The 22,741-nt window shown below is 73.9% G+C and carries 16 protein-coding genes and 1 pseudogene; 9 read left to right on the plus strand and 8 right to left on the minus strand.

Going from position 1 to position 22,741, the window contains the following annotated elements; translation table 11 throughout:
* Window positions 1–128: 128 nt before the first annotated feature.
* The 5 genes from ACZ7GX_RS15575 to ACZ7GX_RS15595 form a co-directional block, all read right to left on the minus strand.
* Window positions 129–764, minus strand: coding sequence for a hypothetical protein (locus ACZ7GX_RS15575; protein WP_498777029.1), 636 nt, complete (start codon window positions 762–764; stop codon window positions 129–131).
* Between the two features lie 105 nt (window positions 765–869).
* Complete coding sequence (locus ACZ7GX_RS15580) at window positions 870–1,520, minus strand: LPXTG cell wall anchor domain-containing protein (RefSeq protein ID WP_498777031.1); 651 nt, start codon at window positions 1,518–1,520, stop codon at window positions 870–872.
* 115 nt (window positions 1,521–1,635) lie between these two features.
* Entirely contained in the window at window positions 1,636–5,076 is a 3,441-nt protein-coding gene (locus ACZ7GX_RS15585; protein ID WP_498777033.1) for a TM0106 family RecB-like putative nuclease, read from the minus strand.
* A gap of 148 nt (window positions 5,077–5,224) precedes the next feature.
* Complete coding sequence (locus ACZ7GX_RS15590) at window positions 5,225–6,370, minus strand: aKG-HExxH-type peptide beta-hydroxylase (protein ID WP_498777035.1); 1,146 nt, start codon at window positions 6,368–6,370, stop codon at window positions 5,225–5,227.
* The gene (locus ACZ7GX_RS15595) at window positions 6,367–7,497 is read right to left on the minus strand and encodes an FxsB family cyclophane-forming radical SAM/SPASM peptide maturase (RefSeq protein WP_498777037.1); all 1,131 of its coding nucleotides are present in this window, start codon (window positions 7,495–7,497) and stop codon (window positions 6,367–6,369) included. The genes ACZ7GX_RS15590 and ACZ7GX_RS15595 overlap by 4 nt, the downstream gene beginning before the upstream one ends.
* Before the next feature lie 213 nt (window positions 7,498–7,710).
* Between ACZ7GX_RS15595 and fxsA the strand changes: the two genes are divergently transcribed.
* The 5 genes and pseudogenes from fxsA to ACZ7GX_RS15620 all read left to right on the plus strand — a co-directional run bounded on the left by fxsA (window position 7,711) and on the right by ACZ7GX_RS15620 (window position 13,897).
* On the plus strand, window positions 7,711–7,878 hold the full coding sequence (fxsA, locus tag ACZ7GX_RS15600) for an FxSxx-COOH cyclophane-containing RiPP peptide (protein WP_498777039.1): 168 nt from the start codon (window positions 7,711–7,713) through the stop codon (window positions 7,876–7,878).
* Between the two features lie 98 nt (window positions 7,879–7,976).
* Window positions 7,977–8,111 (plus strand): annotated as a pseudogene (locus tag ACZ7GX_RS15605) (cellulose synthase operon protein YhjQ/BcsQ); the annotation flags it as partial.
* A 213-nt stretch (window positions 8,112–8,324) separates the two neighbouring features.
* A complete protein-coding gene (gene fxsT, locus ACZ7GX_RS15610) occupies window positions 8,325–11,711 on the plus strand; it encodes an FxSxx-COOH system tetratricopeptide repeat protein (protein WP_498777204.1) in 3,387 nt (1,128 codons plus the stop codon).
* A gap of 19 nt (window positions 11,712–11,730) precedes the next feature.
* On the plus strand, window positions 11,731–12,693 hold the full coding sequence (locus tag ACZ7GX_RS15615; RefSeq protein ID WP_498777041.1) for a hypothetical protein: 963 nt from the start codon (window positions 11,731–11,733) through the stop codon (window positions 12,691–12,693).
* A gap of 31 nt (window positions 12,694–12,724) precedes the next feature.
* Complete coding sequence (locus ACZ7GX_RS15620) at window positions 12,725–13,897, plus strand: hypothetical protein (RefSeq protein WP_498777043.1); 1,173 nt, start codon at window positions 12,725–12,727, stop codon at window positions 13,895–13,897.
* Window positions 13,898–13,982: 85 nt separating this feature from the next.
* Here the strand turns inward: ACZ7GX_RS15620 and ACZ7GX_RS15625 are convergent, their stop codons facing one another.
* The 3 genes from ACZ7GX_RS15625 to ACZ7GX_RS15635 all read right to left on the minus strand — a co-directional run bounded on the left by ACZ7GX_RS15625 (window position 13,983) and on the right by ACZ7GX_RS15635 (window position 18,844).
* Window positions 13,983–16,268, minus strand: a complete 2,286-nt coding sequence (locus tag ACZ7GX_RS15625; RefSeq protein ID WP_498777045.1) for a hypothetical protein — start codon at window positions 16,266–16,268, stop codon at window positions 13,983–13,985.
* Entirely contained in the window at window positions 16,265–17,212 is a 948-nt protein-coding gene (locus ACZ7GX_RS15630; RefSeq protein WP_498777047.1) for a hypothetical protein, read from the minus strand. The genes ACZ7GX_RS15625 and ACZ7GX_RS15630 overlap by 4 nt, the downstream gene beginning before the upstream one ends.
* Window positions 17,213–17,455: 243 nt before the next feature.
* Complete coding sequence (locus tag ACZ7GX_RS15635; protein ID WP_498777049.1) at window positions 17,456–18,844, minus strand: SDR family NAD(P)-dependent oxidoreductase; 1,389 nt, start codon at window positions 18,842–18,844, stop codon at window positions 17,456–17,458.
* Between the two features lie 76 nt (window positions 18,845–18,920).
* Here ACZ7GX_RS15635 and ACZ7GX_RS15640 point away from each other — a divergent pair, with 76 nt between their 5' ends.
* From ACZ7GX_RS15640 to ACZ7GX_RS15655, 4 genes are all read left to right on the plus strand, one after another.
* The gene (locus tag ACZ7GX_RS15640) at window positions 18,921–20,618 is read left to right on the plus strand and encodes a hypothetical protein (protein ID WP_498777051.1); all 1,698 of its coding nucleotides are present in this window, start codon (window positions 18,921–18,923) and stop codon (window positions 20,616–20,618) included.
* A complete protein-coding gene (locus ACZ7GX_RS15645; RefSeq protein WP_498777053.1) occupies window positions 20,615–21,055 on the plus strand; it encodes a hypothetical protein in 441 nt (146 codons plus the stop codon). Before ACZ7GX_RS15640 ends, ACZ7GX_RS15645 begins: the two co-directional genes overlap by 4 nt.
* 399 nt (window positions 21,056–21,454) lie before the next feature.
* Entirely contained in the window at window positions 21,455–21,814 is a 360-nt protein-coding gene (locus tag ACZ7GX_RS15650) for a cupin domain-containing protein (protein ID WP_498777206.1), read from the plus strand.
* 87 nt (window positions 21,815–21,901) lie between these two features.
* The gene (locus ACZ7GX_RS15655) at window positions 21,902–22,612 is read left to right on the plus strand and encodes an AfsR/SARP family transcriptional regulator (RefSeq protein ID WP_498777055.1); all 711 of its coding nucleotides are present in this window, start codon (window positions 21,902–21,904) and stop codon (window positions 22,610–22,612) included.
* Window positions 22,613–22,741: the final 129 nt, after the last annotated feature.

The raw sequence follows: 22,741 nt of genomic DNA on the forward strand, positions 1-22,741 counted from the left end.
CGGCACCCCCCCCCCCCCCCCCTCCCCCCCCTCCCCCCCCCCCCCCCCCCCCCCCCCCCCCCCCCCCCCCCCCCCCCCCCCCCCCCCCCCCCCCCCCCCCCCCCCCCCCCCCCCCGAGGCGGTGGGCGCTAGTTGTTCGCCGCGCGCTTGCGCAGCACGATCAGCAGGGCCGCGCCGCCGCCGAGCAGCACGACGCCGATCACCAGCGGGATCGCGATGCTCGCGCCGGTGTTGGCCAGGCCGTCACCCGTGTCGGCCACCGGCACGACCTCGGGGGTCGTGGTCGTGGTGGTGGGCGCCGAGGACGGGGACTCCGTCGTGGTCGGCGGCACGGTGGTGCTCGGCTCGGTCGTCGTCGTCGGCGGGAGCGTCGTGGTGGTCGGCGACGTGGTGGTGGTCGTCGGGACGACGCACGCCTCGACGGTCTTCTTCTCCGTGAAGGAGTACTGGTTGCCGTCGTGCGCGGTCACCTCGACCACGAACACGCGCTTGACGTCGCCGCTGACGGAGTAGGAGCCCTCGAAGCTGCGGCCGAAGTCCTTGTTCTCCAGCTCTTCGTCACCAACGGTGACCTTGATGCGGTTGGACTTCTGCGAGGTGCTCTCGGCGTACGCCGTGAGCTTCACGCTGAGGGTCGTCGTGCCGTCCTGGCACTTCGCCTCGAGCTTGGGGGTGTGCGCGGAGGCGGGAACGGCGGCGAAGACGGTCGCGGCGAGGGCGGCGACTGCGGCGCCGACGAGGGCGCCGACTCTGGCGAACTGCATGTGAGGGCTCCTGAGGGAAGGGCTGAGGAGAACCGCGCCACCCTATCGGGGGGTTTATAACAACACGATCCGGGGTTCGGTAACTACTTTCCGTGAATCCGTGACCTAGCGCCGGAGCCGTCGCCGGAGGACGAAGAGGACCGCGGTCCCGCCGCTGAGCAGCAGCACGCCGAGTACAAGGGGGACGGTGACGTCCGCGCCGGTGTCCGGCAGGCCGCGGTCGTCGGCGGCGGGCACCACCAGAGCTTTCCGTTGTGTGGTGGGCCAGTCGAACGTCAGCGGCGTGGTCGTGGTCGTCGTGGTGGTGGTCGCTTCGACGGGAGTCGTAGTCGTGACGGTCGTGGTGGTGTTGACGGGGACCGTGGTGGTGGTCGTGGTGGTCGTCGTCGGCGTCACGCACGGGGGCGCGGTCAATCGCCTCGTGAACGACCAGCCACGTTCCCCCCTCGGGTCATCCCACGCCCGCACGGTCACGGTGAAGACGTGCTCGACGGTTCCTGGCTCGCTGTAGGACCTCCGGAACGACTCGCGGAACCGGCCGTCCTCGAGGGACCGCCCGTTATCCTCGACGGTGACCGCATTGGACCGGCGGCCGTCGTACCGGGTGAGACCGACGGTGAGCACGGCGTTGCCGTCGACGCACCCGGACTTGAGCGACGGGGTGTGCGCGGAGGCGGGTGCGGCGGCCAGCAGGCCGGCGGACGCGACGGCCGCCGCGACGCAGAGTGGTGCCCGGACGGCCCGTGCGAACTGCATGGTGGCTCCTGTGGACGGCGGTGGCGCGGCGGGGAACGCACACCCCTATACGGACGCCACGGCCCGAGCGTTCACCCCGGAGCCTGATGGATCCGGGTGACGCCGCCGCACGGCTTCAGCGGTGCCGCTCGACCTCCCACGGGGCGGCGTCGGCCATCAGGCCGATCATCCCCGAGACGAGGCGGAGCTGGTCGACGCCGCGGATGTCGGCCTCGACCAACCTCGGCGAGCACACCACGACCGCCACGGCCTGCGCCCGCGACAGCGCGACGTTCAACCGGTTGCGGGACAACAGGAAGTCCAGCCCGCGCGGCAGGTCGACGGCGGCCGACGAGGTCATCGTGGTGATCACCACGGGCGCTTCCTGGCCCTGGAACCGGTCCACGGTGCCGACCCGCACGTGCTCGTAGCCGTGCTTCTCCAGCTCGCGCCGCACCAGTCGCACCTGGAGGTTGTACGGCGCCACCACCAGGACGTCGGAGTCGTCCAGCGCCCGCGCGTCCGGCCCGTCCGTCCACATGCGACCCATCAGCGACCGCACCACGCCGACCACCGCGTCCGCCTCCTCGGTGGACGACGTGGTGTTGTGGGAGTGGGGCACCGAGTGCACGTACACGCCCGACGGCACGCCGTCGATCCCGCGCGCGGCGGCACTGGGGTGCGCGTGCAGCAGCCCGGCGTAGGACAGGTTGGACACCGGCGCGCACACGGCCGGGTGCATGCGCCGCGTCTGGTCCAGGAAGTAGCCGAGCTCCGGCGGGATCACGTCGGCGTCGCCGATCAGGTGCCCCAGCGCCGACGCCTCCGCGCCCGCCGGGTGCGTGCCCTGCACGACCTGCGGCAGCTGCTGCGGATCGCCCAGCAGCACGAGGTTGCGCGCGCACGTCGACACGGCCAGCGCGTCGGCCAGCGCGAACTGCCCGGCCTCGTCCACGATCAGCACGTCGAACGGCTGCTCGCGCAGCGCCGCGTTGGCGAACGTCCACGCCGTGCCGCCGACCAGGTGTCCGCCGCCCTGGTCGGCGCGCCACCGCACCAACGCCGGGTTGTCGCGCGGCTGCTCCCACGAGCAGTCCTTCGCGGGCGCGCCCTTCGCGCGCTTGGCCGTGGGGATCGGCACGCCCAGCTCCCGGCCCGCCGCCAAGGCCGCGCTCAGCACGTTCTCCACGGCTTTGTGGCTGGTGGACGTCACGCCGACGCTGCGACCGCCGCGGATCAGGTGCGCGATCAGCCGTCCCGCCAGGTACGTCTTGCCCGCGCCGGGCGGGCCCTGCACGGCGAGCGTGGAGCCGTCCAACGCGTCGACGGCCGCGATCACGTCGGCGATCAGGTCGTCGCTGCGGGGCAGCGCGCCGGTCTTCAGGCGCGGCGGCGTGCGGCGGACCAGGTCGACGCCGGGGTGCGGCGGGAGCGCCGGCAGCCCGTCCACCACCGTGCGCGCCAGCTCGTAGACCGCCTCGTCCTTCGGCTTCGGCTGCACCGGGCTGCCGGGCAGGACCGCGAGGGGCTGGTCACCGTGCACGTCGTCGGGCGCGACGCTCTCCAGCACCACCATGTCCTCGGCGGACTCGGCGAGCACCACGGCGTCACGGGTCACGTTCGCGGGCTTGCCGGGGTAGAGCAGGCGGACCTGGTCGCCCTTCGCGAAGGGGTGCGGCCGGTCCGGGTCGCACCACACCCGCACCTCGCGCTTGGCCTTGCGGACCCGGCCGGACGGCATCGCCCAGTCCTGCGCCCGCACCGACACCGGCACCGCGCACGCGCTGTCGGACTCCAGCTCGGACAGCGGCGCGGCCATCTGGCGGAAGAAGTCCCACCAGGCCGGGTTCGTCTCGCGCCGGTGGTAGCCGACGGCGGCGGCGAGCAGCGCGCGCGCCCGTTCGTCGTCGGTCGCCTCGGCCGGGTTGTCCGGCAGGCCCTCCAGCAGCGGGTCGACGACGGCGGCGAGGCGTTCGGCGCGCTCGGCCCGGCGCTGGGCGGCGAGCTCGTCCTCGATCTCCTCGGTGAACGACGGCTCGGCCTCGTGCGGCTCGATGCCCGCCTCCGCGCGCACCTCCAGCAGGAACCGGTAGAGCCGCAGCGTGGAGACGCAGTCGTAGGTGTTGTAGTCGGCGATGCCGGTGAGCACGTCCTCGGCGCGGGCCGGGTCGACGTGGCGCAGGGCCAGGAACTCCTCGTAGGCCTCGATGCTGGAGACGGCCGTGGTGACGTCGCCCGCGCGTGCACCCGGCATGTAGAGCGGCTCGAGGTACTTGATCGAGTACGACCGCTGGGACACGCGCAGGGCCTTGCGCACGACGGCGTAGAGGTCGACCAGCGCGCCGGAGCGCAGCAGGTGGTCGACGGCCTCCTCACGCGTGCCGTGCAGGGCGGCGAGCTTCTTGAGCGCGTTCACCTCGTACGGCGCGTAGTGGTAGACGTGCGCGTCCGGGTGATCTTGCAGCGTCCGGGTGGCGTGGTCGACGAACCGCTCGAACGCGACCTTCTCCTGCGGGCGGGTGTGCGCCCAGAACGGCGTGAAGCGCTCGTCCGCGTCGACCACGCCGAACAGGTACTCCAGGCCCTCGCCGTCGAGGGCGAACGGGTCGCCCTCCATGTCGAAGAACAGGTCGCCGCGGCTGGGCACGGGCAGCGTGGCCAGGGCTTCCGGCCCGACGACCTCGTAGGCGACCTTGCCGATCGGGTCGTCGTCGGTACGGGAGTCGTCCTGGATGACCTGGAGCGCGGCCTGGGCGCGCAGGCCGGTGAACGTGGCGGCGGACATCGTCGCGGGGCGGTCGGCGCGGGTGGCGTTGGCGAGGGCGTCGATCGTGCCGAGGCCGGCGGCGACGAGCTTGCGGCGCTGGTCGGTGCGGATGCCGGCGACCAGGGAGAGGTCGCGGTCCCGTTCCCGGCCGGTGGCGCAGTGCCTGCCGAAGCGGCAGGTGGCGCACGCCGGGCGTTCGTCGTCCCAGAGCCGTTCGGGCAGGGCCGGTGGTGCGGCGAGGCGTGCTTTCAGGCGGGTCTGGAGGTCGCGGACCAACGGGAGGAAGTCGGCGACCTGGAACGTCTTGGTGGTGCCGTCGCCGAGCAGGAGGTGCATGGCGGGGCCGGCGTGGTCGCGCAGGGCGTTGGCGTAGGCGGTGAGCTGGACGACGGCGGCCGGGGTGGCGTGCCGGGCGAGCTTGGCGTCGTGCGGCTCGTAGCCCCGGTCGGTGGCGACGAGGAAGTCGGCGCGGCCGTGGAAGCCGTCGGCGTAGAAGACGGCCTGGTAGATCACCGGCGCGCGGTCCGCCATCGCCCGTGCGGTCGCCTCGGCCGCTTCGGTGAGGGCGGCGTGCGTGGGCGCGGGTTGGCCGATCTCGACCACGTCGTGCTCGGCGCGGAACCTCGCGAGCACGGCCTGCTCGTGCGCGTGGCCGTGCCGGGTGGCGAGGGTGTCGGGCTGGGCGTCCGGGACGGGCGCGCCGGGCAGGCCGGTGGCCAGGGCGAGCGAGAGCCGGGCGCGGTGGTCGCACTCCAACAGGTCCACCAGGTCCGCCGGGGAGTGCACCAGGTGGCCGTCGGCGGTGAGCATGGCGGGCAGTATCGCGGCCGGACCGGCGAACCCGGCGGACCGCGCACGGCGAGTCGCCGGACTGCTGCCTCCGCCACCTGGCCCACGTCCTGCGTCCTGCGCGTTCAGGTGCCGGGTGTCGAAGGCCGGTGGGTCCTGCGTTCGGGGGTCAGGTCCGGGGGAGGGGGCCGTTGGTGGCTCGCCAGCGGGCTTGGTGGGCGGCGGCTTCGGCGGCGGCCACGGCCTCGGCGGCCGGGGGGAGGGGTTCGGCGCACCAGGCGCGCAGGACGGTGGCCAGCTCGGTGACGAACCGGGTGCCGGTCGGGGTCAGCTCGTCGCCGGCCAGCAGGGTCTCGGCGGTGATCAGGGCCGCGGAACGCCAGCGCGCGTACTCGACCCGCGCGGCCATGCCGGGGCGGGAGCGCCAGAAGCCCGCCACGCCCAGGTGCGCGTACGTGCCGTGCAGCAGACCGGCCGCCGGCCGCGGGTCTTCCCGCCACGGCGCGTAGAACCGGGCCTCGCTGCCGGGCTTGACCAGCGCGAACAGGTCCATCAACGCCACCAGCTTGCTGTGCTGCGCCTCGTGCGCGAGCGTCACGGCCAACGTCTCCGCGTCCGGCGTCGGCGACAGGAACACGCACCCGAACGCGTCGGCCAACGTCGCGCTGCTCGTGCCCGTCGGCGACGACGGCATCGGCGTCAGCACCGACACCACCTCGGCGAACTCCGCGGCGAGCGCCGGGTGGTCCCGGGTCAGCAGGTCCCACGCCGAGCCGAGCGCGTCCCGCCACCGCGGCAGGTCGACCGACGCGGCCACCGGCAGCTCGTCGGGCACGCCGCCACCGGCCCACAGGTCCACCTGGAGGGTGTGCGCGCCCAAGCGGATCTCCGGCAACGGCTCGTAGGCCAACCCCGGCCCCACCACCACGCCCAACGACGGCAGCGAGAACACCTCCACCGGCGGGAACTCCAGGTCCACCGCCACCCCCGCGCGCACCGCCGCCGCGGCCGCCGTGAACGCCAGCTCCGCCGGCCGGGCCTCGTCGCCCCGACGCACCGCCAACGCCGTCCGCGTCGCCCAGGCGCCGACCGACGGGTGGTCGAGCACCCGGTCCACCGCCTCCGGCGCCACCCGCGCCACCTCGCGCAGCAACGAGAACGCCTCCCGCGCCGCCGGGTCCGCCGCGATCGACCTGATCAGCAGCAACGTCCGGCTGCGCCGCGCCAGCCGCAACGTGCGCACCGCCGCACCACCACCGCCCCGCGCGAGGGCGGCGAAGTCCGAAGCGGAAACCCGGAAGGGCCCGACCGTCACGCCAGCGCCGCCAGGTCCGCCGCCACGCGCGACCGCACGTGCCCGATCAGCCGCACGAGGTCCGGGCAGTACACCGACGGCCGGTCGAACCCGGCGCCCTCCAGGAACCGGTGCGCCCGCAACCCGCCGCCGCACGCCGACACCACCGGGCACCGCCGGCACTGCTCCGACAACCCGGCCAACCCGGCACGACCGGCGCGCACGGCCGGCAGGTCCAGCGCCGCGTCGAACGGGTCGCGCGCCACGTGCAGCCCGGTCGCCGAGGCCGCCGGCGAGGACGACGCCAGGATGTCGGAGGCCTCGATCGTGCCGTCGGTCTCCACCACCACCTGGGCCGACGGGCTCAACCCGATCCCCTCCACCCCGGACCGCCCGCCGAGCAACACCGCCAGCAGCTCCTCGAACAGCCGCACGCGCGTGCGCGGCCTGCCGTACCAGACGTCGAACACGGCGATCAGCCACTCCGCGTACGGCGTGGAGTCGTCGTCCGCGACCCGTCCCGGCGGCGGCGCGGACCAGTTGCCGTGCGGCAGCAGGAAATCCACCGCGGGCGGCGAGAATTCCAGCAACGACTCGTAGACGCGCACCGGGTCTTCAGCGACGTCCACCACGCACAGCAGGCCGCCGTACACCTCCGGGAACGAGCGCAAAGCCGTCAACGCCGCCCGCACCGCCGCCCAACTGCCGCCGCCGTCCGGCCGAACGCGGTGCCGGTCGTGCGCTTCCGGCGTGCCGTCCACGCTCACCCCGACCCGAACACCGCGCGCGGAGAACAGCTCCAGGAATTCCCGGTCCAGCAATGTCGCGTTCGTCTGCACGGTGAACCGCACCGGCGCGGGCACGACCGAGCGGAACCGGGTGACGATCGACTCGATCGCGGCACGTCCGGCGAGCAGCGGCTCACCGCCGTGCAACACCACTTCGACTTCGGACAACCGGTGTCCGCGCACGTGTTCGGCCACCCGTTCGGCGGTGTGCGCGACGATCTCCGGCGACATCGCCCGCGGCCGGGAACGCCACCGCTGGTCGGCCAGTTCGTAGACGTAGCAGTAGTCGCACGCCAGGTTGCACCTGCCGTGCACCTTGAGCACGAACTGGCGGAACGGCAACCCATTCCCCGAGTTCACCGCCACCACCCCCGACATTCCCCGCGCCACAAGCAAACCGGAGACCCCACCAGCAATCAAACACAGCGCGCCGCCCGCTACCTCCGCCAATCGGAGGATTCCCGACGGTGACCGTTGTCGTTCACTACGATGGGAAGTGCGCCGTCGGCGTTCGCCGGCAATCAGGCGGCTGCGGTGAAACCCGCAGCATTGCGGTGAGGGGGTAGGTCGGACATGACTTCCGAACCCGTCCTGGAGTCCGAACTCCTGGACGTCACGGGCGTGGACCTGGCCCGGTTGGCGGATCTGCCGGACACCGCGCTGCGCGCCGCGCTGCACCGGATCCTCGCGGAGAACGCCGAGCTGCCCGACCGGTTCGCGGCCTTCGAGAGCTCCTTGTGACCGTGCCTGCTGCCGTTCGGGTGAAACGCGGCTGAGTCGCGGGCGCGCGGCCCGCGCAACCGGTATTCCCAAGTCCCCCCGCCGCTCTGGAGCAGCAGATGAGCACCCCGCGCACCACACCGGGCCCCACCGGGGTCACCGCCTTCCTGTCGGCGACCGGAGGGACCGGCCGCACGAGCGCGGTGGCGAACCTGGCGTGGGCGCTGGCCGCGGCCGGGCAACGGGTCCTGGTCGTGGACTGGGGTTCCGAGGTGCCGCGGGTGCGCGAGTACCTGGAGCCGTTCCTGGTGGCCCGCCTGGGGTTGCCGGACGCGCTGGGCCGCGGCCTGCTGGCCGCGTACCGGGCGGACCCGCTGCGCGAGGACGACCCGGCGCCCGTCGTGGAGCGGTTCGCGCCGCCGGCGGGCGACGTCACGGTCCCCGGCCACATCGACGTGGTGTCGCCGATGCCGGTCGACGCGGCGGGCCGGCCGCAACCCGAGACCAGGCACGGTGACGCGGGCGCGATCGCCGAGCTGCGCGCGCGACTGGCGGAGTCCGACTACGACCAGGTGCTGATCGACGCGCCGACCGGGGCGGGCGACGAGTCGCTGACGCTGATCGCGACGCTGTGCGAGCTGGCGGTGGTGTGCTTCCGCCCGCGTCCCCGGGCCATCGCCGACGCGGCGGACCTGGCCGCGCGGCTGCGCAAGCGCGCGCCGATCCGGATCGACGTGGTGCCGGTGGCGACGTTGTTCGACGACGCCGACGAGTTGTCGCGGGCGCAGCGCATCCGGTCCGCGATCCGCGCCGCGTTCGCCGAACTGCTGGCCGGGCAGGCGAAACGGGTGCCCGACGGCGGCACGATCGAGATCCCCTACCGCCCGTTCGACGCGTTCGACCCGCTGCTGGCGATCCTGGTGGAGGAGCCCACCAGCGGCGGCGCGCTGGAGGCCCAGTACGGCAGGCTGGCCGCGGCGGTCACCGGCGGCGCGGTCACCGAGGTGGTCTCGGTGTCGCCGGTGCTGCGCGCCCGCTACCGGCGGGTGTTCGGGCTGACGTCGACCACCGCGCCGGACCGCGTGGTCCTGGTGTACGCGCCGCGCGACCGGCCCTGGGCGGACTGGGTGCGCGGCCAGCTGGAACGCGCGGGCGCGCAGGTGGCCCGGCTGTCCGAGGCGCGCGGGTGGTTCGAGGCCGACGTGCCGCCGGGCGTGCTGATCCTGTCGTCGCCGCACCTGGGCCCGGTGGAGCTGCCCGCGCTGCCGCTGACCGTGCTGCGGCTGCGGTTGTCCGACGAAGGCCCCGCGGACGGCGGGCTGGCCGTGCACGACCACACCCCGGAGACGTTGAGCGCCCGGCTGCTGGGCCACTTCGGCCTGATCGACCGGCCGGGCACGGTGCACGAGCCGGGCATGCGGGTGCCGGGCAGCGACCCGGCCGTGTTCGAGCTGCCGCCGCGCCACCCCGGCTTCGTCGGCCGGGACGAGGACCTGGAGGCGTTGCGCGACCAGTTCGCGGCGGCCGGCGACGGTCGCGCCGTGGTGACGGTGAACGGCGTGCCCGGCGTCGGCAAGAGCGAGCTGGCGCTGGAGTACGCCTACCGGTTCTCGTCGGACTACGCGGCGGTGTGGTGGCTGTCCGCGCACGACCGGCAGTCGGTGCTCGGCGGCCTGGCCGAGCTGGCGGTCCGGCTGCGCCAGCCGGGCTCGACCGACTACGGCACGCTGTCCGCGCTGGAGCGGCTGTCGGACGACCCGGCGTACGCGCGGTTCCTGCTGGTCTACGACAACGCCGACGACCCGGACGTGCTCGCCGACCTGTTACCCGGCGGCGCCACCGGGCACGTGCTGATCACGTCCGGACCGGGCGCCGGCCAGGCCGTCGAGCTGGTGCCGATGCGCGCCGAGGACAGCGTGCGCCTGCTGCTGGACCGGGTGCCGGGGCTGACCGCGGAGGACGCCGGCCGGGTCGCGGAGGCCGTCGACCACCTGCCGCTGGCGCTGGACCTGGCGTCGTCCTGGCTCGGCGAGACGGCGCGGACCGAGGTCGGCGCGGGTTCCCGGGACGCCGACGCCGCCACCTGGGCCACGCGCACCCTGTTCGAACGCCTCGGCCGGTCCGAAGTGGACGGTGTGGCGCGGGTCGTCGACGTCGCGGTGGACGCGTTGCGGGGCAACGGCACCGGCCGGTTGGCGGTACTGGTCGCGGAGCTGTCGGCGTTCCTCTCGCCGGAGGGCGCGAACCTGGGCCTGGTGCGCTCGCCCGCGTTCCTCGGCCGGGTGATCGCGGCGGGCGGCGTGGACGCCGAGCCGCTGGAGCTGGACGCCGCCGAGATCGACCGGGTGCTCTGGTACGGCGCGCGGTACGGGCTGTTCCGCGTCGACTGGGGCGACCAGTACTCGCTGCGCCTGCACCGCGTGGTGCAGCGCGCGCTGCGCGACCGGATGACCAGGGCCGAGCGCGAGGAGCGGCGGGCCGACGTGCTGCGGGCGCTGGCCGCGGTGGCGCCGACCGAGGTGGAGGACAACTCGCCGACCCGGCACGCCCGGTTCGCCGAGCTGCAGAAGCACGTCATCCCGTCCGGCGCGCTGGGCAGCGACGACCCGAAGGTGCGCCGCTGGCTGGTCAACCAGGTGCGGTTCCTGTTCACCGACGGCGGCGCGGGCGTGCGCCGGGCCGCGCTGGGACCGGGCCGCGCCCTGCTGGACGCGTGGACCCTGCGGTTCGGCCCGGCCGACCCGCTGCGCAACCGGCTGGCCACCGAGCTGGCCAACGTGCACCGCGTGCTCGGCGAGCCGACCGAGGCGCTGCGGCTGGACGACCTGGCCCTGGCCCAGCAGCGGCGCGCGCTCGACCTCACCCACCCGCGCCCGCTGATCACGGCCCGCGGCCGCGGCGGCGACCTGCGCGGGCTCGGCCTGTTCGCCGAGGCGCTGGCGGAGGACCAGGCCACCTGGGAGAGCCTGCGCTCGGTGCTCGGCGAGGACCACCCGGACACCCGCCGCGCGGCGAACAACCTGGCGTCCTCGATGTTCCTCTCCGGTGACGCGGCGGGCGCGCTGGCGCTGGAGGAGGACAACTACCGCAGGCGGCGGCGGCTGTTCGGCACGGGCGACTCGCGGACCTGGGCGACCCTCGCCCAGATCGGCCTGTACCAACGGGAACTGGGGCGTTACCCGGAGGCGCTGGACTCGCTGCTGTACGCGTCGCAGCAGTTGCAGGCGCTGCGGCACGAGCTGAACCAGGTGCAGATCGGCGTGCAGTGGAACCGCGCCATCGCGTTGCGCCTGGTCGGGCGGGTCAAGGAGGCCAAGGAACGCACCGGCAAGGCGTTGCGGGACTACCGCGAGGTCCTCGGCCCGCACCACCCCTACACGCTGGGCTGCGCGTTGAGCTTCGCCGCCGACCACCGCCGCGTCGGCGTCGACCCCGAGCTGGCCGTCGAACTCGCCCGCACCGCGCTGAACGGCTTCCAGCAGCACGTCGGGCTGCGCGACGATCACCCGTTCGTGGCGCTGTGCAAGCTCGGCCTCGGGCTGGCGCTGCGCGCGGCGGGCGACCCGGCCGGCGCGGTGAGCCAGGTGGAGGCCGCGACGCGGACGTTGCGCGCGCGGCTCGGCGACACGCACCCGTGGACGTTGGCGTCGGCGATCGACGAGGCACGGGTGCACGCCGCGGCCGGGAACGCGGACCGGGCCGCCGAACTGATCGCCGAGGCGCACACCGACTGCCTGGAGTTCCTGGGGCACGATCACCCGCACACCGCCGCGGCGGCGCACGACCTGCGACTCGCGGCACACCCGACCGACCAGGACTGGCGGGAGTGCGATGTCGACATCCCGCACACCTGAGCGCGCAGGAGGGAGCGGCGTGGAGCTGCACGAGGAGCAGGCCGAGCACGTCGGACCGGAGTTCGACCTGGCCAGGCAGGCGTGCCGGGCGGCGATCGCGGAGACACCCGCGCTGCACTACCTCGCGCACTACAGCAGCGGCGTGTTCGACTTCGGCGTCGACGCCCTCGGCGACCCGCCGCCCGCGCCGGACGCGCTGCCCGGCGGCACCCGCCGCGAGGAGCTCAAGCGGCTGGGCAGGCACCTCACGTTCCAGGTCGCCACGCTGGACCGGGCGTTGCAGGAGGTGCGCACGGGCCGGCTGATCCGCACCGTGCTGCACACCGAGGAGGGCGCGCTGTTCTGCGACTCCGTGGTGCCGACCGAGCACGTCGTCGGCCTGGTGCTGGACCACGCGGGCGCCGGGCCGCTGTTCGGCCACCCCGCCGTCGACGAGGCGGACCGGGCGGTGGCCGGGCTCGCCACCCGGCTGCGCGCCCAGCTCAGCCTCGGCTCGCTCAACCCCGGTGGCTGGGAGAGCTCGGCGGACGTCGCGCCGTTGCCGGTGCGCGAAGCCGTGAGCCCGCACGTGACGGCGGGGGAGGGGCCGCTGACCGCGTGCCTGGCGGCGGTGCGGCCGGAGGACCTGCACCTGGTCGCGCACGTCGTCGGCGGCGAGGTGCGGGCGATGGTCGACTGCCTGGGCGACCCGTCGCTGGCGCCGTTCTTCAAGCAGGTCACGGTGGAGGCGCGGCGCCGGTTCTACCACGGGTTCGTGCAGGAGCTCGGCGCGTTGACGACCAAGCTGAACCGGGCGGTGAGCCCCGTCGTCGGCGGGCTCATGGCGCGGCTCGTGCTCGACGTCGAGATGGGCGCGATCTACCACTACCGGTTGCGCGCCGGGGAATACCTGGTCGGCGTGACGATCGACCAGTCACGGGTGCGGGCGGCGGATGATCGAATGTCCGCTTTGGCCGCCGAACTCACTCCAATCGGTCCTTGAACGCTCATCCACCCGTGCCTACCGTGGAATGGTGACGCCCGTGATCCGCTCGGCCGTGCTCCTCTCGGCCCTCGGCGCGGGCTGGCTCTGCGCCTGGCAGTTCGGACTCCGCGAAGTCGACCGCTCGCCGGTGTACGGGTATTTCATCACCGCGTTGCTCGGATTCGGTTTGTACGCGAGCACCAGCGGGATCGTGATCGCGGAATTCCGCAGGCAACTGCGCACCGTGGTGATCGCCGTCACGCTCGGTGTGCTGGCGAAAGTCGCGCTGATCTTCGGCGTGATGTTCTTCGCGTTCCGCGACCCGGCGTACCTGATCCTCGCGGTGGCGGTGGCGCAGATCGACCCGCTGTCGGTGGCCGCGATGCACGCGAAGTCGCGGATGTCGGACTCGGCGAAGGCGCTGCTGTCGGCGTGGGCGTCGTTCGACGACCCGATCACCGTGCTGCTCACGGTGTACATCACCGCGTTCGCGCTGAACGGCGGCGCGGTCGGCGGCGTGGGGACGTTCGCGGTCAACCTGGTGCTGAACCTGGCGCTGGCCGGGGTGGCGTTCGTGCTGTGGGCGCTGGTGCGCGGGCGGGTGCGGCGGGCCGAGGCCGGCGGGCGTGCGGTCCGGTACGCGGTGCGCGCGGTGATGGTGGTGGCGGTGCTGGCCGTCGGGTTCGTCGCGGTGCAGTACTCGCTGCTGCTGGCGTTGGCGCTGCTGGGCTTGTTCTTCCGGCCGAACCTGGGTCGGTGGGTGGACGGGTTGGCGCAGGCGGGCATGGTGCTGGCCCTCGCCGCGGTCGGGTTGGTGCTGGCCGCCGAGTTCAGCTGGGTGCTGGCCGGTGTCGGCGCGGTGCTCGGCGTGGCGGCGTTCGGCGCGCAGGCCGTGGTGGCGTTCGCGCTGACGGTGCCGAAGCGGTGGCGCGGCGACCGGGTGCGGCTGGCGCTGGGCCAGCAGAACGGCCTGACCGCGATCATCCTGGCGCTGCTGCTGGAACCGACGTTCCCGGGCGCCATCGCGGTGGTCGCGCCCGCCGTCGTCGTGGTGAACCTGCTGCACGCCGTCGCGAACGGCGCCTACGACCGCGTGACGGCCCGTCCGACCCCGGCACCGGCGGCGCCCGCCCGACCGCCGAAGCGCGTGCCGCGCGTGCCGCTCAAGCCCGCGCCCGCACCGCAGGCGACCCCGGCCTACCGGGTGAAGCCGACCCCCTGAGCGTTCACCCCACCCGTTCCGGCGCCCCGAGTCGAACGCTCGGATCACGCCGGGGACGAGCGGAACACCGCGTGGAACGCTCGGGTCACGCCGGGGACGAGCGGAACACCGCGCGGCGCACGCGGGGGCTCAGGTTGCGCAACGCCTCGTGCACGCGGGCCCGGCGCGAGCCCTGGCCCACCTCGGCCACCAGGCCGCCCGCCCGCGCCGACCACGGCGGCAGCTTGAACAGCGGGTCCAGCAGGAACAGCGGCAGGAACTCCACGATCCCGTCGTAGATGCCGCACAGCTCCTCCAGCCGGTCCTGCGCGTCGGTGTCCTCGGCCGACTGGTACCACTGCGACACCGCGGCCCGGAACGCCTGCACGGCCTTGCGCATGAACTCCGCCTGCGCCGCCGCCTGGGTGAACTCCGGCGTCCGCAGCCGCCGGTGCACGGCCTCCTGGGTGGCCGTCGGCGCGTGGTCGAACGCCTCCTCGAACATCACGTCGACCTGCGTCAGGTCCTCCAACGCGTCCACCGCGTCCCGGAACAGCCGCTCCACCTCGCCGGGCAGCCTGCTCGTCGCCGCCTCCGCCGCCCGGCCCGGCGTGCCGCCCGCCAGCGCGCCGAGCTGCCGCTGGATCGCGCCGAGCTGCCGGTCCGACGACGCCCGCACCCCGTCCATGTGCTCGGCCAGGTGCTCGATGAACCCGTAGATGCTCGACTGCTGCTTGGCCAGCTGGTCCATCCGCCACCGCAGCGCCGACAACGGGTCCGCGTCGCCGGCCGGCCGCCGTCCCGTCGCGCTGACCAGCGCCTTGAAGTCGTCGGCGAACGTCCGGTCGACGTACACCAGCGGCTCGCGGCCGAGCAGCTCCCGCAGCTGGATCGCCACGCCGTCCGCCACCACGCCGTTGACCAGCAGGATCAGCTCGGCGTCCGGCTCGGCCTCGCGCACCGCCGAGATCCGCCGCCGCACCACGCCGAGGTCCGCGTTCTCCAGCAGCGACCGGGTGATCAGCACGGCGCAGCCGGTCGTGTGCTCGGGGAAGGTGACCCAGAAGTCCGCCAGCGAGTCCTCGGCCGTGCCGAGCAGGTGCCGGTGCAGGTAGTCCAGGCCGTTCGCGTCGAGCAGCCGGCGCACCACGCCGTCGATGTCGTCCGAGCTCAACGACCCGAACAGGTCGCGGGCCGCCTGCCGCACCATGTCCTCGGTGACGGCGAACTCGTGGCCGGGCGTGCGCGACAGGTCGTCGGCCATCCGGAACACCCGGTGGCACAACCGGATCACGTTGCGCGCGTTGCCCCGGGCGAGGTCGCGCAGGTACCGCGTGGTGTCCACGGTGAACGGCGCCAGCTGCCGCGTGCCGAACACCTGCTCCTGCGCCAGCTCGACGAACTCGCGCACCTCGCCCTGGCTGAGCCCCGACATCACCACCGTGTACGGGATCCGCTGCCGCACCGCCGGCGGCAGCACGGACTTGAAGTCCGGCAGCCCGCACAGCACCAGGCACGCGCCCGCCTTGGCGAAGACCTGCAACAACGTCTGGAACGCGGCCATGGTCCTGGCCTGCGGCCGGCTGTCGGCGGAGAAGATCTTGTCCAGCTCGTCGACCGCCAGCACGAACCGCCGCTGCCTGCCGCCGAACAGCAGGGCGAACACGCCCATCGCCTCCAGCGCGGCCACCTCGCTGTCGATCGGCGTGTCGATGCCGCGTTCCACGAGCACCTGGTCCGGCGCGCCGCCGAGCAGCCACGACCACACCGAGTGCTCGAACCCCGGCCGCAGCAGCAGGGTGAGCGCGGTGCCGAAGTCCTTGTTGTTCGTCACCTCGCGCAGCGTGTCCTGGACCTTGCGCAGCAGCGCGCTCTCCATCAGGCCCAGCCGTTCCACGACCTCCTGCGGCTCCAGCTGCCTGCTGCCGAGCCACTCCAGCATGTCGCTGGTCAGGCCGCTGCTCTGCAACGAGTCCGCGACGATGTCCGCGTAGTACTCGCTGACCTGCGCGCGCACGCCCTCGCGACCGAGCTTCTGCATGAACCGCCGGTACAGCTCGATGAAGCTCTCCGCGGTCGCGTCGAGGTACAGCGCGTGCGTCGGGTCGGCCAGCACCTGCCGGGCGTGCCGGACCAGCCGCACCGCGAGGTGCGTCTTGCCCGTGCCGTAGTCGCCCAGCACGGCCACCACGGTGCCGGTGCGGTCACGGCCGCCGCGCGCGGGCGGCGCGTCCAGGTAGGAGGTGAGGTGCGCGAGCGCCTGCCGCGTCGCGTCGGTGGTGATCGCCACGTCGACCGCGTCGGGGTCGGCGTCGAAGTCCGTGATCCGGGCGACCGCCATCGGCGAGAAGGGGTTCTTCCGCGAGGGCGGGAGATCGCTGCGGTCGCTCATGGCCCATTCACCGGTCCATTCCGGGACTTCGTGTTCAAGAACGCCCTGATGTCCTCGACGGTCACCAGATCGGCCTCGGTGTAGCCTAGTCCCGCTTCACGTTTGTGTTCGTACGTGCCATGTAAGAATCTCTGCAGCATGGCGACCGATTGGCAGTGCTTCGCCACCAATTCGATCGCGTCATCACTCATCCGTGGATAAGTTCCCGCTTCCGCGTGACGAGACAGCCGGTCTTCGGCGAATCGCTGCGCGTCACCGGTGTCGAGCGGACCGACGTGCAGGGTGATCGGCGGGACCCAGGTTTCCAGTTGCCGCACGACATCGGCCACCTCGTCCGTGCTCAGGTACGCGGATTCGGTCAGGAACAGCACTTTCGCGCTGTTGAGCGTCCGCGCGTAGCGGATCACCTCGTCCACCAGCTCGTTCGGGCTCGGCAGCAGCACGATCAGCGCGACGTCCTCGCGCAGCGCCTGCCCGAGGCGGGGGAACACGCGGCGCGGCACGTCCCGGACCGCGTCGAGCCGGTCCTCGCTCTCCTGGCGCAGCGCGCCGTCGTCCACGAGCAGGTCGAACATCCGGTCGCACACCTCGGCGGTGCGCTGGTCGATGGACAGCTCCTGGTCGGTCGGCAGGCAGCCGGTCAGGTCGAGCACGAGGCCGCGCATGTCCCGCCGCGCGAGCTCGCCGACGACCCAGTCCGCGCACCGGTTGACCAACGCGGTCTTGCCGCACCCGGACTCGCCGGTGACCAGCGCGAGGCGGCCGTACTCCAGCAGCACGCCGAGGTCGCCCATCTCCTGCCGGAACTGGTCGAACGCCTCTTCGGTGCCGTCGACGGGCACGTAGTAGTCGCGGTGCGCCGGCCGGTGCCACGGGCGCAGCGGGCGCATCGGCGTGCTCTCCCAGCCCGGCAGCGGGAACGGGTTGACGCGGGGCTCGGTCACCACGGCGCCACCGGCCCGGTCACGCGCGGCAGTGCGGCGGCTCGACCGGCCCGCCCGCCGTCCATGCCCACCCCCGTCGCCTCGCGGCGGCCTAGCGAAAGCTTCAGCCTACCGACGGAGAGTCGCACACGGACGCGGTTCCGTTAACCGCCGCACCCCGTTCGGCCCAGCCACGTTGGTGCCGGCGGGGAATGCGCGGGGCGGTCGCGGTCGACGCTGAGGTGAACGGTTGCGGCGAACGGCTCACCAGGGCGCGGGCGCGTAGTCCTTCAGGAAGCAGCCGTACAGGTCCTCGCCGAGCTCGCCGCGCACGATCGGGTCGTACACCCTGGCCGCGCCGTCGACCAGGTCCAGCGGCGCGTGGAAACCCTCGGCGGCCAGCCGCATCTTGGTCGGGTGCGGCCGTTCGTCGGTGATCCAGCCGGTGTCGACGGCGGTCATGAGGATGCCGTCCTCGGTCAGCATCTCCTCCGCGCTGGTGCGGGTCAGCATGTTCAGCGCGGCCTTGGCCATGTTCGTGTGCGGGTGGCCCGGTCCCTTGTAGGCGCGGCTGAACTGGCCTTCCATCGCCGAGACGTTGACCACGTACTTGCGGCGCGCGGGCGAGGCGGCCATCGCCGGGCGCAGCCGGGAGATCAGGATGAACGGCGCGGTGCTGTTGCACAGCTGCACTTCCAGCAGCTCCACCGGGTCGACCTCGTCCACCCGCTGCACCCAGCTGTTGACCGGCGCCTCGTCGGGCACCAGGCCGCCCGCGTCGATCTCCTTGGACCCGGCGGTCAGCGCCAGCGCGGTGACCGCGGGGATGGTGTCGGCCAACGTGCCCGCCAGCGCCACCGGGTGCGCGGACGTGGTGTGCCCGAACGTCACCAGCTCGGGCAAGGGTCCCGAGGGCAGCGCGGCGGACTCGGCCGCCACCAGGGGCGCGTAGGCGTTCGACGAGCGGCGCACGGTCTGCGCGGCGTTGTTGATCAGGATGTCGAGCGGCCCGGCGGCGGCCACCGAGTCGGCCAGCTGCACGACCTGGGCCGGGTCGCGCAGGTCGATGCCGACCACGCGCAGCCGGTGCAGCCAGTCGGCGCTGTCGGGCATGGACGCGAAGCGGCGCACCGCGTCGCGCGGGAACCGGGTGGTGATGGTGGTGTGCGCGCCGTCGCGCAGCAGCCGCAGCGCGATGTACATGCCGATCTTGGCCCGGCCGCCGGTGAGCAGGGCCCGCTTGCCGGTCAGGTCCGCGCCCTGGTCGCGCTTGGCCCGGTTCAGCGCCGCGCAGTCCGGGCACAGCTGGTGGTAGAAGGCGTCCACCTCGGTGTACCGCTTCTTGCACGTGTAGCAGGACCGGGCGCGCAGCAGCGTGCCCGCCTTCGCGCCGGGTTCCGGCTCGCGCAGCAGCAGGCCGCGGGTCTCGTCGTCGATGCGGGACGGCGAGCCGGTCGCGGTCGCCTCGATGACGGCGCGGTCGGCGGCCGTGACCGAGGCCCGGCGGTCGGCCTTGCGGCGCTTGCGCAGGCTCTTCCAGATGCCGGCGGTGGCCCGGCGGACGGCTACCGCGTCCGGGTGCTCGGTGTCCAGTTCGTCCACTTGGGCGAGCACCCGTAGGGCGATTTCCAGTTCGGCGGGGTCAATCGACACGTCCAGCACTCTACCTGCGGTGAAATCCGACCTCGGACGGGTGAAATTCACGTGAGCCACCGCTAGGGTGCCCGGCATGCCTACAGCGGGTACCGGCCCACGGGTGCGGCGACTGGCCCATCCCGACGCCGACATCCGGGCGCGTGCCCTCGGCCTGCCGCGCGGGCGCCCGGTCCTGGCGGTGTTCGGCTCGGCCGACGCCCTGAGCACCGAACTCGCCGCCGCCGTGCTCCCGGTGCTGCGCTCGGTGCTCGCGGCGGCGGCCGGAGCGGACGCGGTCGTGGTCACGGCGGGCGCCGACGTCGGCGTGACGCACCTGGTCGGCCTGGCCGCCGAGTCGTTGGACGGCCGGTGGCCGCGGCTGGTCGGCGTCGCGCCGTCCGGGCGGGTGGCCGCGGAGGACGCGGAGCCCGCGGACGGTGAGGTACGGCTCAACGTGAACCACGACACGGCGGTGCTCGTGCCGGGGTCGAAGTGGGGCGAGGAACTGCCCGCGCTGTTCCGCGCGGTGGACGCCGTCACCGGGTCGAAGCGCCCGGCGCTCGCGCTGCTGATCGGCGGCGGCGAGGGCGCGCGGGCCGCGTTGGTCGACCACCTGGGCCGCGACCGGCCGCTGCTGGTGCTCGCGGGCACGGGAGGGTTGGCCGACGAGATCGCGGGCGGTGCGCCCCAGCCCGGCGTGGTGGTAGGGGGTGTACCCCAGCCCGGCGTGATCGCGGGCGGCGCGCCTCAGCCTGGCGTGATCGCCGGCGGTGAGCTCCAGACCGGCACGCCCGGCACGCCCGGCGCGGTCGCGGGCGGTGGGTCCCCGCCGGCCGATGCCGAAGTCGCGCGCGTCACGGGCGCGGCTGCCAAGGTCGCCGCCGCCGGAGCCGCGGGCGTGCAGGCCGCTGCCGCCGAGATCGCGGGTGTGAAGGGCACTGCCGCCGAGATCCCGGGCGTGAAGCGCACTGCCGCCGGGACCGCGGGTGTGAAGGGCACTGCCGCCGAGGTCGCCGCCGTCGAGACCGGGACCGGGAGCGGGAGCGGGAGCGCGAAGGACGCCGCCGGTCCCTTCCCCGCTGCTTCTGTTCCCGCGGCCCCCGCCGCCACCGCGCCGACCCCGTCCGCGGCCGGGAGCGCGCAGGCCGACCCCGCCGAGCGCGACGACGACCTCGCGGTGCTGGTGCGCAGCGGCCAGGTCGCGCTCGTGCACCTGGACGAAGGCGCGGACAAGGTGGTGGCCGTGGTGCGGCGGGTGCTGGGCAACCGGCCCGGCGCGAAGCTGCACGCCGACGTGCCGCCGCCCGCCGTGTGGCCGCGGGTGCCGTTCCGGGCGCCCGAGCCGCACCCCGTGATCGACCCCGGCTACGTGCTCGACTACCCGCTGCTCGCCGACGCGATCCACGAGGCGAACCAGGTGGTGGCCCCCGTGCTGCACGAGTGCGAGGTCGCCGCCCTCCGGTCGCGCGAACGCGCCCGCCTGCTCGTGGTGCTCGCCATCGCCGCCGGCTTCGGCACCACGGTGTCCGCCGCGCTGCAGGTCTGGCTGCGGGACGAGCCGTGGCCCGGTGTGCTGCTGGCCGTGTCCGGCGCGGCGGCGGCGGTGCTCGCGGTCGTGGCGCGGTCCGGCGACGACCCCGACGCCAAGGTCCGGGCCGAGCAGCTGCGCGCCTTGTACTTCGACCACCTGGCCGCACCACCGGCCGTCGACGACGCCGAGCGCGACGAGCGCGCCCGCGAGTTGGCGACGGCCGTGGCGCGGCTCCGGCACGAAGCGGTGAGCCGCACATGACCCGTCCCGGATCGTCCGCCCGGCCGACGGTGGTCCACGACCACCGCGAGCAGTTCCTCCGCGCCTACCTGCGCCACCGGGTCGGCGAACGGCTCGCCGGGTTCGAGCAGGCCCAGGCCCGCTACACCGCCGCACGCCGGTGGACCACGAGCCTGTCGGTGCTGCTGTTCACCGCGGCGGCGGCGTTGGGCGCGGTGGCCGTCGCCGATGACGGGCGGCGCGCGCTGTGGGCGTTCCTGGCGACGGCCGCGGCGGCGCTGGCCACGGCGGTCACCGTCTACGAGGCGGCGTTCTCGTTCCGCGCGCTGTCCCGCCGGTCCGCGAGCGGCGTGGCGTTGCTGCACCTGCTGCAAGCGCACGGCGCGCCCGAGGGCGAGGACGGCGTCAACGCGTTCCGCACGGAGGTGGAGAGCGTGCTGCGGCACGCGGACCGCTGATCGGTCGGCACTCCGGGCTTTCGCGTTCCCGAAGGGCGAGCGGGCCGCGCCGGTGGCGACCCGGCCGACCGGGTCCGGCCTGCCCGCACCCTCCGACCTGCGGCACGACCGGGTCGGACGCGCGCCGGCGGAGGTGGACGGCGAACCGGTGACCGAACTCGTCGGGCACTCGTGGCGAACGTGCGCGCCCCAGCGTGTGGCCGTCGCGCACCGTGGTCGATAGGTTCTGGCGGTAGGCCGTTCGGTGGCAATGGGTTTCCGCCCCGACGTGCCGTGGCGACAACCTCCGGCGGCCACGCCGAGAGTTCGCCGTCGACAACGTCGGATTCCGGTCGGCGCCTGGGAGAGCACCGTGGGACACGTGGAGCCTGCCGCCGTGGTGGGGCGGTAGCCGTGGAGATGCGCCGACTCGACCCGCGGGAACTGGTCCGGGACAGCGGGCTGGTGGCCCGCAGGCTCATGCCGTGGCCGCTGGTGAACGCGCCGTTCGACGGCTCGTGGTGCGTGGTGCAGCCGGGCGCGGCGTCGAGCACCCACTCCCACCGCGAGCACGAGGTCTGGGTGGCCGTGTCCGGTGAGGCCGAGATCGTCGTCGACGAGGGCAGGCTGCCGTTCGCGGCGGGCGACATCGTGCACTTCCGCCCGTACGAGGAGCACCAGCTGGTCAACGACGGCGAGGCGGACTTCCAGTTCTTCGCCGCCTGGTGGGACGTGGAGATGGCCGAGCGCTTCAGCGCGCGCGACGAGGACGCCCGCTGAGTCGTCCGTCCGGCGGAACCATCGCGCGAAACTGCTCGTCACAGTCGCAGATCTATTCGTTAAAGTTCAACGCGACTGGGGGTCGGAGTGGAACTGCGGATCCTGGGCCCGGTCGAGGTCCGGCGCGACGGCGCGGAGCCGAGGGCGTTGCGGCGCAAGCCGGGCCAGGTCCTGGCGGTGCTCGCGGCGCACTGCGGCAAACGGGTGCCGGTGGACCGGCTGCTCGACCTGGTGTGGGGCGAGGACCTGCCGCCACGCGCCCGCAAGTCGCTCCAGGTGCACATCTCGGTCCTGCGCGGCGAGGGCGTGCCGGTGACGCACCAGGACGGCGGGTACGTGTTGCGGGCCGAACCGGACCAGGTGGACGCCCTGCGGTTCCGCCGCCTGACCGCGCGAGCCGCCGTCACCGCCGACCTGAGACACCGGCGCGACCTCTACACCACGGCGCTGGCCCTGTGGCGCGGCACGCCCCTGGCCGGCGCGGAGTCCGAACCGCTGCGCGCCTGGCTCTGCGCGCCGCTGGAGGCGCACCACCTGGCCACCCTCGAAGCGGCCATCGGGACCGACCTGGCGCTGGGCAGGCACGCCCAGGCGGTGGAGGCGCTGACGCAGCTGGTCGCCGAGCACCCGTTCTCGGAGACCCTGCGCCAGCAGCTCATGACGGCGCTGCTGTCCTGCGGCCGGCGCACCGAGGCGCTGCGCGTCTTCCAGGACGTCCGCCGCACGCTGGCCGACGAGCTCGGCGTGCCGCCGGGACCGCGGCTGCGCGAGCTGTACCGCGAAGCGCTGCGCGTTTAGGCGCCGCTTTACCGCAGACCGTTAACTTCACCCCGCCGGGACGACCGGTGAGACTCCGGGCCGTGGGCCAGTGCTGGGCGGCACCCAGGCCCACGGCCCGGGACCCCGACGCCGGGAGCGTCCGGTCCG

Source organism: Actinosynnema sp. NPDC037264 (genome assembly GCF_055603705.1).

Bases quoted from the DNA above. Each gene is read 5' to 3' on its own strand.
- ACZ7GX_RS15575 (WP_498777029.1), bottom strand. From the start codon at position 764: ATGCAGTTCGCCAGAGTCGGCGCCCTCGTCGGCGCCGCAGTCGCCGCC.
- ACZ7GX_RS15580 (WP_498777031.1), bottom strand. From the start codon at position 1,520: ATGCAGTTCGCACGGGCCGTCCGGGCACCACTCTGCGTCGCGGCGGCC.
- ACZ7GX_RS15585 (WP_498777033.1), bottom strand. From the start codon at position 5,076: ATGCTCACCGCCGACGGCCACCTGGTGCACTCCCCGGCGGACCTGGTG.
- fxsA (WP_498777039.1), top strand. From the start codon at position 7,711: ATGACTTCCGAACCCGTCCTGGAGTCCGAACTCCTGGACGTCACGGGC.
- fxsT (WP_498777204.1), top strand. From the start codon at position 8,325: ATGCCGGTCGACGCGGCGGGCCGGCCGCAACCCGAGACCAGGCACGGT.
- ACZ7GX_RS15625 (WP_498777045.1), bottom strand. From the start codon at position 16,268: ATGAGCGACCGCAGCGATCTCCCGCCCTCGCGGAAGAACCCCTTCTCG.
- ACZ7GX_RS15640 (WP_498777051.1), top strand. From the start codon at position 18,921: ATGCCTACAGCGGGTACCGGCCCACGGGTGCGGCGACTGGCCCATCCC.
- ACZ7GX_RS15645 (WP_498777053.1), top strand. From the start codon at position 20,615: ATGACCCGTCCCGGATCGTCCGCCCGGCCGACGGTGGTCCACGACCAC.
- ACZ7GX_RS15650 (WP_498777206.1), top strand. From the start codon at position 21,455: ATGCGCCGACTCGACCCGCGGGAACTGGTCCGGGACAGCGGGCTGGTG.